Origin of the sequence: Egbenema bharatensis FJBBOT/2019, from assembly GCF_048077055.1 — a bacterium.
Taxonomy (GTDB): domain Bacteria; phylum Cyanobacteriota; class Cyanobacteriia; order Elainellales; family Elainellaceae; genus Egbenema; species Egbenema bharatensis.
In genome coordinates, this window is the sequence record NZ_CP182236.1 from 2,412,624 (window position 1) to 2,425,929 (window position 13,306).

General features: G+C 53.9%; 7 protein-coding genes and 1 pseudogene. 4 read left to right on the forward strand and 4 right to left on the reverse strand.

The window, feature by feature from the left end; all coding sequences use genetic code 11:
• Positions 1 to 103 precede the first annotated feature (103 nt).
• Both ACM1PF_RS11240 and ACM1PF_RS11245 read right to left on the reverse strand, forming a co-directional pair.
• Positions 104 to 2,014, reverse strand: coding sequence for a phosphodiester glycosidase family protein (locus ACM1PF_RS11240; protein WP_416674558.1), 1,911 nt, complete (start codon positions 2,012 to 2,014; stop codon positions 104 to 106).
• Positions 2,015 to 2,384: 370 nt separating this feature from the next.
• Positions 2,385 to 2,516, reverse strand: a complete 132-nt coding sequence (locus ACM1PF_RS11245; protein WP_416674559.1) for a hypothetical protein — start codon at positions 2,514 to 2,516, stop codon at positions 2,385 to 2,387.
• A 478-nt stretch (positions 2,517 to 2,994) separates the two neighbouring features.
• Between ACM1PF_RS11245 and gltB the strand changes: the two are divergent.
• A pseudogene (gltB, locus tag ACM1PF_RS11250) lies at positions 2,995 to 7,646 on the forward strand (glutamate synthase large subunit).
• Positions 7,647 to 7,805: 159 nt separating this feature from the next.
• Here the strand turns inward: gltB and gmk are convergent.
• Together gmk and remA are read right to left on the reverse strand one after the other, a co-directional pair.
• Positions 7,806 to 8,369: a guanylate kinase gene (gene gmk, locus ACM1PF_RS11255; protein ID WP_416674561.1), complete on the reverse strand. Its 564-nt coding sequence runs from the start codon at positions 8,367 to 8,369 to the stop codon at positions 7,806 to 7,808.
• A 381-nt stretch (positions 8,370 to 8,750) separates the two neighbouring features.
• Positions 8,751 to 9,011, reverse strand: a complete 261-nt coding sequence (gene remA, locus ACM1PF_RS11260; RefSeq protein ID WP_416676625.1) for an extracellular matrix/biofilm regulator RemA — start codon at positions 9,009 to 9,011, stop codon at positions 8,751 to 8,753.
• Positions 9,012 to 9,095: 84 nt separating this feature from the next.
• Here remA and ACM1PF_RS11265 point away from each other — a divergent pair, with 84 nt between their 5' ends.
• The 3 genes from ACM1PF_RS11265 (at position 9,096) to ACM1PF_RS11275 (ending at position 13,104) form a co-directional block, all read left to right on the forward strand.
• Positions 9,096 to 10,844 carry an Rqc2 family fibronectin-binding protein gene (locus ACM1PF_RS11265; protein WP_416674562.1) on the forward strand — a complete coding sequence of 583 codons (1,749 nt, stop codon included), beginning with the start codon at positions 9,096 to 9,098 and terminating at the stop codon, positions 10,842 to 10,844.
• An 84-nt stretch (positions 10,845 to 10,928) separates the two neighbouring features.
• On the forward strand, positions 10,929 to 12,362 hold the full coding sequence (locus ACM1PF_RS11270; RefSeq protein ID WP_416674563.1) for a 16S rRNA (cytosine(967)-C(5))-methyltransferase: 1,434 nt from the start codon (positions 10,929 to 10,931) through the stop codon (positions 12,360 to 12,362).
• A gap of 13 nt (positions 12,363 to 12,375) precedes the next feature.
• Positions 12,376 to 13,104, forward strand: coding sequence for a helix-turn-helix domain-containing protein (locus tag ACM1PF_RS11275; protein WP_416674564.1), 729 nt, complete (start codon positions 12,376 to 12,378; stop codon positions 13,102 to 13,104).
• The last annotated feature ends 202 nt before the right edge of the window (positions 13,105 to 13,306 follow it).

Here is a 13,306-nt window from a genome sequence, read left to right on the forward strand (position 1 = left end):
GGTAGTCTCCTGTGGGGGAAACCGGCATTTCTACACGGATTCTTCACATGGGAACCGATGGGTTCAAGGCAGATTAATAGTAGGCGTGATTTGTAAATCATCCCTATTGAATCATCACCCCAATTCCGTTATGTACCTGGGCTGCGGTGCTGGGAATCCGATCGAGTAATTGTCCACCCAGATAAAGGGCGGTGGAACTCCCCCCATCCAGATTCAGGGCATGAACGGCTCCCAATTGCTTGGCCAGTTGAGCGGTTTCAGTGAGCGTTGGCCCTCGTCCACCCGCACGATGATGAACCGTCATCAGCATCAGAGTTCCCTGAGATGTGGTGGCGATCACGCTGCGAGAGGCAAATTGCTGGTTAAAGGCTTCACCAAACTGTTCTCCCAGTGCATCCAGGACGATTTGTTGATTGTGAAGCAGCAAGGGGCCTGCCCCTAAAACATGGGGAAACTGATTGAATTCAGACGGAGTAGCAGCCGTTTCCAGCCGGATGGAGCTGCCCGTCGGCAGGGCATTCACCGCAGCAGGATCATCCCGGATCACCAGTAAATAACCGTCTGCTGGGATGGGATAAGCACCATGCCCCGCCCCCTGGGTTCGTTGATGGAGCACGACTTGATCGTTGCGAACCGTAACAATTTGCTCATGGTTCAAAATCGGCGTATAGGTTCTTCCCCACTCCTGCGTGTGGCGATAAATTCCCTTACCGACATAGCCACTATTGAGATGGACGACCGGCAGGTTTGCCCCACGATTCGTCACCAGAGTTTCCTGAAGTGTCAGTCGATCAATGGCGACTTCGCCCTGATCATTCCAGCCGATCGCGCCCCGATTCAAAATGGGGCCAGAAAACCAGCGGGAATTGTAGCGAATCGCACCCAGGGGAAGCTGATTGTTGCGGTTAAAAAAGCCACCATTGATCGCAGCAATGGCATGGTACTGTTGCGCAGTGGTTGCCAGGGGAGCCGTACCCACCACCGTTTCCGCATTGCTGACCATTGGCTTTAAGCGAACCCCCGACTGCCGTGGATCAACCTCCAGCAGCACCACGGGGAAGCGGGCACTCCCCAAACTCACCCACTGCTGCCGCCAGCGGACTCCTGGGGCCCATAAAATATTGCGCTCCACCAACGAGTCCGGACGCAGATCGATCAGCAGGCGATGAGGGTTGGCAACTGACCAGACGCGCGGTCGGATATCTTGAGACACCTTGAGGCGGAGAACGGTCTGGTTGCCCTTCGGAGCCAGAATGAGGGACTGAAGCTGGCGGGTCGTGCGCGTTCTGAAAGCCTGGGATAACTCAGGGCTGATCTGAGCATCCAGCGTAACCATCAGTTCTCCTGCCTGTTCGCTCACCTGCCAGGGAGCCGTCTGATCCAGCTCCACCACCAGCCGATCGCCCCAGTCAAGCTGCTCTTGGCGAATTCCATTGACTCTGGCGGTAGGGGTTGCGATCGTTAAAGTATTGCCATTGACGGAGACTTGCCACTCGAAGCGTTGAGCCAGTTCCGTGATATCCAGGTAGCGATAATTTCCGGTTTGCCAGGCGGAAAGGGCGATCGGCTGAGATGGAGCATCAGAAAACCAGGCGATCGGCTGACTTGCAGCATTTTCTGTGCTGAGCAAATCAATCCCCATCTTCCAGATCAGCCCAGCATCCACCACGCCAATCTGCCCCGTTTGGAGGCGGCTCCAGGCAACAGGATAGGATTGACCATTTAGAACCACCTGGGAACCTTGCTGGTTTGGGACTGCGGCGGATAGCAAGGGAGCTGTACGGAAAGCCCGACCCAAAGCGGCGACAATCCGAAACAACGGCGGTTGGGCGGTCTGAGCTTGAACGGAATGGGCCAGTCCGGGTTGCCAATTCAGCGATAAACACAGGAGCACCAGCATCAGCAAGTACGGCAACAGAATGCTGGAACGCCGTCTCGCAGGTCTATAGGGAACATAAGGGGTTCTACGATGATAGCGGTGCGAGCGGTGACGATACGATCGAGTCTTAACCACAGTACTCCAGGATACGTCTGAACAAGCCTACAAGCCTGTTTTCCAGCATTCCCCACCCCAACCAAATCAACCGTCAATTGTTCACAAAATGTTGTTATTCTGTTAATTGCGTAATCTCTGGTTAGGATTGCGTAATCAAGAACTTACAGGAATTCCTGGAGTTTTGCCAATCGCCCCTGGCTTGTCCGTTTCAAACCAGTCCTGACAAAATGGTTGCCCTAGCTACCCAAGAAGTGTGAATTTAGCTTCATAATTGTATGGGTATAGAAATAATAAATTTGTAGAATTGATGTGAATCGATGAGCAAAACACGCCAGGAATGGTGTAATCGACTACCGATCGCGCCACTACTCAAGCATTGTCGTAAGGATCATGTCAGCACAAGGGCCATGTCAGCCTGGACGTAGTTTGGAGTAGGAGCAATCAGGCGCACCTCATAGAAGAGGCTGGAGCGATCGTTGAGTCGGTTGGTCAAGATCAGCAAGATCAGGCGGTTTGTCAAGATCAAGGAAAAAGCCTTTACTGCCAAACCCTTGAGGGATTGCCAAGCCCAGTCAGTTTCTATAAAATTCTCACTCTATCCTGCTTCAAGCCATCATCCTTATTCGCTCTTATTTGCTCACCGTTGAAATGCTGCTCTGCAAACTGCCGAGAGCCTTGTGTAGAGGGGTTGAAGCCTGGAATGATAGAGAACCGCTGTTGAGAGGACAAAATGTATTTTTTAATACAACTCGCCCAGTAGGATTTGGAGAGGTTAGGGGCAAAGATGAGAGAAGTGGAGAGGGGAGAGGGGATGAAAGCAGGCGGGTTTGCAAGGGGCAGGTTGAAAGGGACAAAGCTGAAAGAGGCTGTGAGCTAGAGACTGTAAACCAGGGCAAATTTTCCTGAACTGGAATCTTGGGGAATAGAAGCAAATCTTTTTTTGAGTTGAATTTGAGTTGAATTTACTGCATGGGAGTCGTGGAAGCGTGAACCAGAATATGCTGCATCATCGGAATTTGGATCAAGGATACGCTGGGCAACGGTGGTTGGTGGAAGAGCGAGATGCCTGTGGGGTCGGGGTGATTGCCGATCTGCATGGACGGGCCAGCCATGATCTGGTTGCGAAGGCGTTGGCTGCGGCCACCTGTATGGAACATCGGGGCGGTTGCAGTGCCGATCAGGATTCGGGTGATGGGGCAGGGTTGATGACGGCAATTCCCTGGGAGTTGATCGGGGGTTGGTTGACCGAGCAGGGGACGATGCTTCCAGAAACGATGCAGATGGGGGTAGGGATGCTGTTTTTGCCCCAGGCTGAAGCGGATGCCGCAGTTGCCCGTCAAGCAGTGGAGCGGGTGCTGGCAGAGGCAAGCCTGCAAGTTTTGGGCTGGCGATCGGTTCCAGTTAAGCCATCTGTATTAGGACGGCAGGCGAAGGAGAATCAGCCCCAGATCGAGCAGGTGATTGTCCAGTCCTCAGAGCAAGGAGAAGCCCTGGAACGGTTGCTGTACCTGACCCGGAAGCGGATTGAGAAGGCCGTTTTGGCGACGGCTTCCTTTCCTGGACTGCAAGACTTTTATATCTGCTCTTTTTCCAACCGCACAATCGTCTATAAGGGTATGGTGCGATCGGAGGTGTTGGGCACGTTCTACGAAGACTTAACCAATCCGGTTTATACCACTGCCTTTGCGGTGTATCACCGTCGCTTTAGCACCAACACCATGCCGAAGTGGCCCCTGGCCCAGCCGATGCGCTTCCTGGGGCATAACGGTGAGATTAATACGCTGTTGGGCAATATCAACTGGATGGTGGCGCGGGAGGCTGACTTGGAGCATCCCCTGTGGGGTGAGAGCCTGGCGGATTTGAAGCCGATCGTTGACCCTGAGAAAAGTGATTCAGCCAACCTGGACAGTGCGATGGAGTTGCTGGTGCAGTCGGGTCGTCGTCCCCTGGAAGCCATGATGATTATGGTTCCAGAGGCGTACCAGAATCAGCCTGATCTGGTCAATCACCCTGAAATCGTGGACTTTTACGAATACTACAGCGGCATTCAGGAACCCTGGGATGGCCCGGCGCTGCTGGCGTTCAGCGATGGCAAATTGGTAGGGGCAACCCTCGATCGCAATGGACTGCGCCCAGCTCGTTACTGCATTACCCGCGATGGTTTGGTGGTAGTGGGTTCAGAAGCAGGTGTCGTTGACCTGCCAGAAGCCGAAATTATTGAAAAAGGCAGACTGGGTCCGGGGCAGATGATTGCGATCGACCTGGAAAACCATGAAGTACTGAGAAATTGGGAGATTAAACAGCGGGTTGCCAGCGAGCGTCCCTATGGGGAATGGCTGCAAGCCCATCGCCAAAATCTGCCTCCTCAACCCTTCGCTGAGAGCCAGTCGATCGCCCCTGAGGTGTTGCTTCGGCAGCAAACTGCTTTTGGCTACACCACGGAAGATGTGGAGATGATCATTCAGGAGATGGCGGCTCAGGGTAAGGAGCCAACCTTCTGCATGGGGGATGATATTCCTCTGGCGGTGCTCTCCACCAAGCCCCGACTGCTGTACGACTACTTCAAGCAACGCTTTGCCCAGGTGACGAATCCGGCGATCGACCCTCTGCGGGAAAGTTTGGTGATGTCGCTGTCGATTCAGCTTGGGGAACGGGGCAATTTGCTGGATGCCAAGCCGGAGTCTGCCCATTTGCTGAAGCTGGACTCCCCTGTACTCAACGATGGAGAGTTGGACTATATCCGCCAGTCGGACTTTGCTACCGCCAGCCTTTCCACCCTATTTAAAATTGCCGATGGTCCCGACGGACTGCAACACGCGATCAACACCCTCTGTCAGCAGGCAACCGCTGCCGTGCGGGAAGGCAAGAAGATTTTGATCCTGAGCGATCGCCTACGGCGGGTCGAAGACCATCGGTTAAGCCAAACGGGTGAACCAAATGAACTGAGCCAGGAGTACAGCTACATTCCCCCCTTAGTCGCGGTAGGAGCAGTTCACCATCACCTGATTCGTCAGGGCTTGCGGATGCAGGCTTCCCTGGTGGTGGATACGGCTCAATGCTGGAGTACGCATCACTTTGCCTGTTTGCTGGGCTATGGAGCCAGTGCGATTTGTCCCTACTTAGTTTGGGAAACGGTGCGCCACTGGTGGGGCGATACCAAGACTCAGAAGCTGATGGAAACGGGCAGAATTACTAGGAATAGCCTGGAGGGAGCGCAGTACAACTACCGCAAGGCAGTAGAAGCCGGTTTGCTGAAGATTCTCTCCAAGATGGGCATTTCCCTACTGTCCAGCTATCAGGGGGCGCAAATCTTTGAGGCGATCGGCATTGGTTCGGATCTGCTGCATCTGGCCTTTCAGGGAACCGCTTCTCGGTTAGGGGGGTTGACCGTAGCGGAGTTGGCCCAGGAAATTGTTTCGACTCACCAGCGGGCATTCCCAGAGTTGACCACCAAAAAACTGGAGAACTTTGGCTTCTTTAACTACAAGCCAGGGGGCGAGTACCACATGAACAGCCCCGAAATGGCGAAGTACTTGCACAAAGCCGTTTCCAACAAGAGCTACGACCACTACGAACTGTATCAGCAATATCTGCAACAGCGTCCGCTGACTGCCCTGCGGGACTTGCTGGATCTCAACAGCGATCGCCCCTCCATCCCAATTGAGGAAGTGGAACCCGTTGAGGAGATCATGACGCGGTTCTGTACGGGGGGCATGTCCCTGGGGGCCTGTCCCGTGAGGCCCATGAGACCCTGGCGATTGCCATGAACCGGATTGGCGGTAAGTCCAACTCTGGGGAAGGCGGCGAAGATCCGGTGCGCTTCCGGGTGCTGGAGGATGTGGATGAAGCCGGAAATTCTCCCACCCTGGCTCACCTGAAGGGACTGAGGAATGGAGATACGGCCAGCTCTGCGATTAAGCAAATTGCCTCTGGGCGGTTTGGCGTGACTCCAGAGTACCTGATGAACGCCAAGCAGCTTGAAATTAAGATTGCTCAGGGGGCGAAACCCGGTGAAGGGGGACAGTTGCCCGGTAAGAAGGTCAGTCCCTACATTGCCATGCTGCGGCGATCGAAGCCTGGGGTGACGCTGATTTCCCCTCCTCCCCACCACGACATTTACTCGATCGAAGATTTGGCGCAGCTCATTTTTGATTTGCACCAGATCAATCCAGTCGCTAAGGTGTCAGTGAAGCTGGTGTCGGAAGTGGGCATCGGAACAGTGGCAGCAGGGGTTGCCAAGGCCAATGCTGATATTATCCAGATTTCGGGGCACGATGGCGGGACGGGGGCTTCTCCCCTCAGCTCGATTAAACACGCGGGTGTGCCCTGGGAATTGGGGCTGACCGAAGTGCATCGGGTGTTGATGCAGAATGAGTTGCGCGATCGGGTGATTCTGCGGGCCGATGGTGGTTTGAAAACGGGCTGGGATATTGTGATGGCGGCTCTGATGGGCGCAGAGGAGTTCGGCTTTGGCTCGATCGCCATGATTGCGGAAGGCTGCATTATGGCGCGGATTTGCCACACCAACAACTGCCCGGTCGGGGTGGCGACGCAGCAGGAAAAACTGCGGCAACGTTTTACCGGAACTCCGGAACACGTGGTCAACTTCTTCTACTTCATTGCGGAAGAGGTGCGCTCCCTTTTGGCGCGTCTGGGTTATAAGTCGCTGAATCAGGTCATTGGGCGATCGGATCTGCTGAAACCGCGGGAAGGTGTGCAGTTCACCAAGACTCAATCCCTGAATTTGGATTGTCTGATCAACCTGCCCGATACCCGTACCGATCGCGGTTGGCTTGACCATGAGGCGGTTCATAGTAATGGAGCCGTGCTGGATGACGAGATTCTGGCGGATGCGGAAATTCAGACCGCAATTCAGCAGCAGGGCACGCTCAGCAAAACCTATCGGCTGGTCAACACCGATCGCTCTGTGGGGGCGCGGGTGTCTGGGGCGATCGCCAAGCAGTACGGCAATACGGGCTTTCAGGGACAAATTACCCTCAACCTGAAGGGATCAGCCGGACAAAGCTTTGGAGCCTTTATTCTGCCAGGAATGATTCTCAACCTGGAAGGCGAGTCCAATGATTATGTCGGTAAGGGAATGCACGGTGGCGAGATTATTATCAAGCCCCTCCCGGAAGCGACCTACGACCCAGCGGAAAACGTGATCATTGGTAATACTTGCCTCTACGGAGCCACGGGCGGCATCCTGTTTGCCAATGGGCAGGCGGGTGAACGGTTTGCCGTACGGAACTCTAAGGGGCAGGCGGTGATTGAAGGAGCCGGGGATCACTGCTGCGAGTACATGACTGGCGGTGTGGTTGTGGTGCTGGGTCGGGCTGGACGCAACGTGGGAGCCGGAATGACGGGCGGTTTAGCCTACTTCCTGGATGAAGACGGCAGCTTCCCCACTAAGGTCAACCCGGAAATTGTCAAAGTCCAACGGGTGGTGACTCCTGCTGGAGAAGCTCAGTTGAAAGACTTGATTCAGACCCACTTCGATCGCACCCAAAGCCAGCGGGCAAAGCAAATTCTGGAGCAGTGGACGGAATACCTACCCAAGTTCTGGCAGGTGGTTCCGCCGTCTGAAGCCGACTCCCCTGAAGCCAATCCGAATGCGGTGGAGGAGAAGGTTTTAAGTCCGGTGCAGTAGGGTGGTAATGGGTAATCGGTAGTGGGTAGTGGGTAGTGGGCGATCAGTGAATCGATCGTCCATTACCCCTCTTTTTTGTCGGGTTCCTCAAAACAAAAGGGACGACCGCCCGATCGCCCCTGTCCATTTATCTAGTTGGCTTGAAGGTCAAAGTAAAGCTCAAACTCCAACCGGAGCAAACAAAACGGTTTCAATGCGCTCCAGAGCCTTATCCAGGTCATCATTAATCACCTGAATATCAAACTCATCTGCCGCATCAACCTCCGCCTGAGCCCGTTTTAGGCGACGAGTGATGGCTTCTTCTGAATCTTGCCCGCGACTGCGAAGGCGATATTCCAGTTCCGGCATGGAGGGAGGCAGGATAAAAATGCGCAGAGCTTCTGGGAACGTGCGCCGAATTTGCCTTGCCCCTTCTAACTCAATTTCCAACACTACCCATCGACCTCGCCGGATTTGTTCTTCCACCGGACGACGCGGAGTTCCATAACAATTGCCTGCAAACTCCGCCCATTCCAACAGTTCGTTGTTCACCACCATGCGATCGAATTCGGCACGAGTCACAAAATAGTAATGCTTCCCATGAACTTCTCCAGGACGGGGGGTGCGAGTGGTCACAGAGGTGGAAAGATAGAGATCGGGATGGCGTTGTAGGAGCGATCGAAGAATCGTTCCCTTCCCTACGCCACTGGGGCCGGTGAGTACAATGAGATTGCCTGTTGCCATGACTTTGGATCGGTTGTGGGTTTACTCAGTTTTTCCTGACTGGGGCTGCGATCGATGAACGATCGCTCAATTGAATCGCTGCTCAGATGTGCCAGTAGTACGAATTGTGATTTAGTATACCTTGCCAAAGGGGAGAGAGTGCATGGATTGAGGGCAGATGCTGTGAGAAGGACGAAGTTAGGTGAATGAAGGCAAGCCCAGGAGAATGGCTTCTCAGTTTTGCCCATTGTGGCTAAATACATTCAGGATAGAAAGTAAGCGACTTGGACAAATCACAGCACGGCAAATTTGAACCTGCCCGCCAACCCTGAATGAGTAGCTTTGAACGGTCAACGCGAAAGAGTCAAATTTGATCACCCTGTACTACACCATCGCACTCTTTTAGTCTCCATGCCCATCCTTAGTAACAACGAATCGATTTGCAACCGTTTCAGGTTGAATTGCCGAAAGGACAACATGACCCGAATCAGTAATGATTACGGCTCTGGTACGCCGCCCATAGGTTGCATCCACTAGCTGCCCACGCTCTCTTGCATCGCCAATGATCCGCTTAATCGGAGCGGACTCCGGGCTGACAATGGCAATGACTCGGTTGGCAGATACGATGTTGCCAAAACCGATATTAACCAGCTTTATATCCATCATGTGATCTAAATCACCCAGCCAGCGGGAGCCAATAACGTCTTATTTTCAATGTTATCGACAAAAATTTTGACCAACAAGCCAATGCAACCCGTAGACTTCACAACTTTCACAGCAGCTTGTTCAGAGTTGCGCTTAGACTGGATTCCGGCACGATTGGAACAGGTTTACCAACTCGATCGCCATTCCATTAGCCTCAGCCTGCGAACGTTGTCCCAGCGTGGTTGGTTAACGATCTCCTGGCATCCCCAGGCTGCCCGGTTTTGTTTGGGAGAGGCTCCCCCGCGCACCCCAGATACCTTTACCTTTAGCCAGCAACTCCGGCATCAGTTGGGGGGATTAGCCCTGGTGGCCATTCAGCCGATCGCTCCCTGGGAAAGGGTTGCTGATCTTCAATTTGCCCGTCGTCCTGGTGATCCGGTGCTGTGGCACTTGTATATCGAAATTATGGGCAAGTACAGCAATGCCATTTTGACGAATCAGAACAACCTGGTTGTCACTGCTGCCCATCAGGTGAGTCACCAACAGTCTAGCGTCCGTACTATTCAAACGGGGCAACCCTACGACCTACCGCCCGCTTTAACGGATCCGAGTCCAACCCTGGAGGAAAGCCAGGAACGCTGGCAAGAGCGAGTTGGACTGGTGCCAGGAGCCTTAAAGCGTAACCTGCTCAAAACCTATCGGGGGCTGAGTTCAGCTCTGGTTCTATCCATGATTCAGGTTGCTGGACTGGAGCCAGAGCAATCGACCGATCATTTGAAGGCAGAGGACTGGGCCAGATTGTTCGATCGCTGGCAGGAATGGCTGCGGGTTCTGGAAGCAGGCCAAGGATTTCAGCCCGGATGGTGGCCGGAGGGGGGCTATACGGTAATGGGTTGGGGCGCAGTGAAACCCGAAGAGTCCGTTCAGCAATTACTCCACCGTTACTATAGCGATCGCCTGAATCAGCAAGTATTTGGGCAACTGCGCCATCAACTCAGTCAAAAGCTCACAAATCTACTCAAAAAGCTGTACGTCAAGGCTAATGATTTTCGCAGTCGATTAACTCAGTCGGATGATGCCGATCGCTACCGGGAACAGGCGGATTTGTTGATGGCCTATCTGCATGAATGGCAGCCAGGGATGAAGCAGATTGAACTGCCGGATTTTGCCACTACAAAACCCGTGACCATTCCCCTGAATCCCGAAAAAAATGCCGTGCAGAATGCCCAGGCCCTTTACAAACGGCATCAGAAGTTAAAACGATCGCGCACCGCCCTGGAGCCATTGCTGGCCGATGTGCAGGCAGAAATTGATTATCTGGAGCAGGTAGAAGTGGCGATCGGGCAGTTGGATGATTACCGTAACGCCGATGACCTGACTGCCCTCACGGAAGTCCGGGATGAACTGATTCAGCAAGGCTATCTGGAAGATCCAGAGCAACGATACCGCAACCCGAATTCTGACCCCACCACTAATTTTCTCAAATACCAGAGTCCCAGCGGCTTTGAAATTTGGATTGGTCGCAACAATCGCCAGAACGATCAGCTCACCTTTCGCCTCGCCACCGACTACGACCTCTGGTTCCACACCCAGGAAATTCCCGGTAGCCACGTCCTGTTGCGCCTCGATCCGGGAGCTGTTGCCGATGAAGCTGATTTGCAGTTTACCGCCGATCTGGCCGCCTACTACAGCCGCGCCCGTCAGAGCGATCAGGCTCCAGTCGTTTACACCCAACCTAAGCTCGTCTACAAACCCAAGGGCGCAAAACCGGGCATGGCCATTTATAAGCAGGAGCAGGTGATGTGGGGACAACCGCAACGGGGCAAAGACTATGTCGTTGGGGATCGGTAACTGGTACTCAGCACGCTCACATTTTCCTCCCCTCCCCACTCCCCTCCCCACTCCCCACTCCCCACTCCCTACTCCCCATTCCCCATGCCCGCACCGACCAACCCTCGCCAACTTGCCCTCAACGCCCTCCGCGCGATTCAACGGGGAGCCTATGCTGATGTTGCCCTCGATCGCGTCTTGCGGCAAACGTCCCTGGAAGCGATCGACAGTCTTCGACCGGAAGGCAATCGGCGGTTGGTAACGGAGTTGGTCTATGGCAGTGTGCGACGGCAGCGGACGCTGGATGCTTTGATCGATCGGCTTGCTAAGAAAAAATCCCATCAACAGCCGCCGGATCTACGGTTAATCCTGCATTTGGGACTGTATCAGCTCCGTTATTTAAATCACATCCCCGCTTCGGCTGCGGTGGATACAACGGTGGAACTGACCAAGCAGAATGGGTTCAAGGGATTAGCAGGCTTTGTGAATGGTGTCTTGCGAAACTATGGGCGGCAGATTGCTTCCAGGGAATCTCCCCTCCAGTGGGATACAACCAGTCGCATCACTCAATTGGCGATCGAACAGAGCTATCCCGATTGGATGGTTGAGCTGTGGGTGGAGCAGTTTGGTTGGGAGGATGCCGAGCAGTTGTGTATGTGGCTGAATCAACCGCCTCAGATTGATTTGCGGATCAATCCACTGAAAACCTCGATCGCGCAGGTGGAACAGGCGATGCAGGCGGCAGGGGTGGAGGTCAAGCGGATTGCAGGTTTGCCGCAGGCATTACGATTAGAGAAAGGGGTTGGGGCGATCGATCGACTGCCAGGATTTACTGAGGGTTGGTGGACAGTGCAGGACAGCAGTGCCCAGTTGGTCAGCCATTTGCTCAATCCGCAACCCGGCGAGGTGGTGATTGATGCTTGTGCCGCTCCGGGCGGTAAAACGACCCATCTGGCCGAGTTAATGCAGGATCAGGGAACGGTGTGGGGCTGCGATCGCTATCCCTCTCGATTAAAAAAGCTGACCGCAAATGCAGAACGGCTCCAGTTGAATTCAATCCAAATCTGCACCGGAGATAGTCGAGATCTACCGCAGTTCAGAAACACTGCCGATCGCGTTCTGGTGGATGCCCCCTGCTCTGGCTTAGGCACGCTTCATCGCCATGCTGATGCCCGTTGGCGACAAACCCCTGAAACGGTGCAGGAACTCGCCCAACTGCAAACCGAGCTATTGAACCAAGCTGCGACCTGGGTTAAACCTGATGGTGTAATGGTCTATGCCACCTGTACCCTTCATCCCGCCGAAAATGAGGCCGTCGTCGATCGATTTTTGACTGACCATTCTGACTGGCAGATCAAACCGATTCCCTCTGACCATCCTGCCGCTCAGTTTATTGGTTCTCCTGTTATTGGTTCGCCTGCGGACGACTCGCCCCCGACGCGCAACTGGATCAAGGTGTTGCCCCATCAGCAGGATATGGATGGCTTTTTTATGGTTTTATTGGAGAAGCGGGCAGATGAATTTCGTAAGCGTTTGTAGCTAGGGTCAGAGCTTGTCTATTAAACAACACAAAACAGCCATACTCCGATCGCTAATGCAGCAGGCGGAAATTCCCAGTTTTCGGGCCTTGAGTCGATCGGCGGAAGTTTCCGAATGGCAGGTGGAACAATTACGACGGGGTAAAGCAGCTCAGATGCGAGTGGAAGCGTTGGCGCGATTGAGTCAAGCTTTGCAGATCTCCCTTGCAGAATTAATTCAGACTTTCGCAGAACTCCCCCCCGAAACCGTCGTTTCCTCCAGTCCGGCAGTCACCGTTTCCGACACGCCATCCAACGCAGAATCTAGCTCAGAATCCAACTTAGAAACCAACTCAGAATCTATCTCAGAATCTAACTCAGACGCACTGCGGCAAGAGTACGATCGCCTTCAGGCTCAACTCGAACGACAGGCAGAGGAACTCCAGCGATCGTTTCAGCAAACTACCCTGCAAATTTTAGAATCCTGGCTGATTCAGTTTCCCAGTCTGGTTTATGCAGCGCAACAGAATCCCCAGTTTCCGGCGAAAAACTTTCTGATCTTTATGCGCCCGATCGAACAACTGATGCAGGCGTGGGGGATTGAATCGATCGCAGCCGTAGGAGCGGAAGTTCCCTACGACCCTCAACTGCATCAACTCATGGCTGGTCATGTCCAGGCAGGCGATCGGGTGCGGGTGCGGTTTACAGGATATCGGCAGGGTGAAACGTTGCTGTATCGGGCCAGGGTAAGTCCAGTCCAGTAGAAGCGGGTGGGAAGTTAGGAATGCGAACTGAATAATCTGGAATTCTTGTGGGATGGGAATCTTGCCCGCCCAGTCAGCAATGTAAAACGCTTTACAGGTTGTTTAATCCATGATCCTTGGCAACCGTAGAGCGGACATCCTGCCCACGCAGACTGGCAACCTGCACTACGAAAGGTGGGTATATTGCTGCCGGGGTCTAACT

Coding starts and splice junctions, on each gene's coding strand:
- gmk (WP_416674561.1), bottom strand. CDS start 8,369: ATGGCAACAGGCAATCTCATTGTACTCACCGGCCCCAGTGGCGTAGGG.
- remA (WP_416676625.1), bottom strand. CDS start 9,011: ATGGATATAAAGCTGGTTAATATCGGTTTTGGCAACATCGTATCTGCC.
- ACM1PF_RS11265 (WP_416674562.1), top strand. CDS start 9,096: ATGCAACCCGTAGACTTCACAACTTTCACAGCAGCTTGTTCAGAGTTG.
- ACM1PF_RS11270 (WP_416674563.1), top strand. CDS start 10,929: ATGCCCGCACCGACCAACCCTCGCCAACTTGCCCTCAACGCCCTCCGC.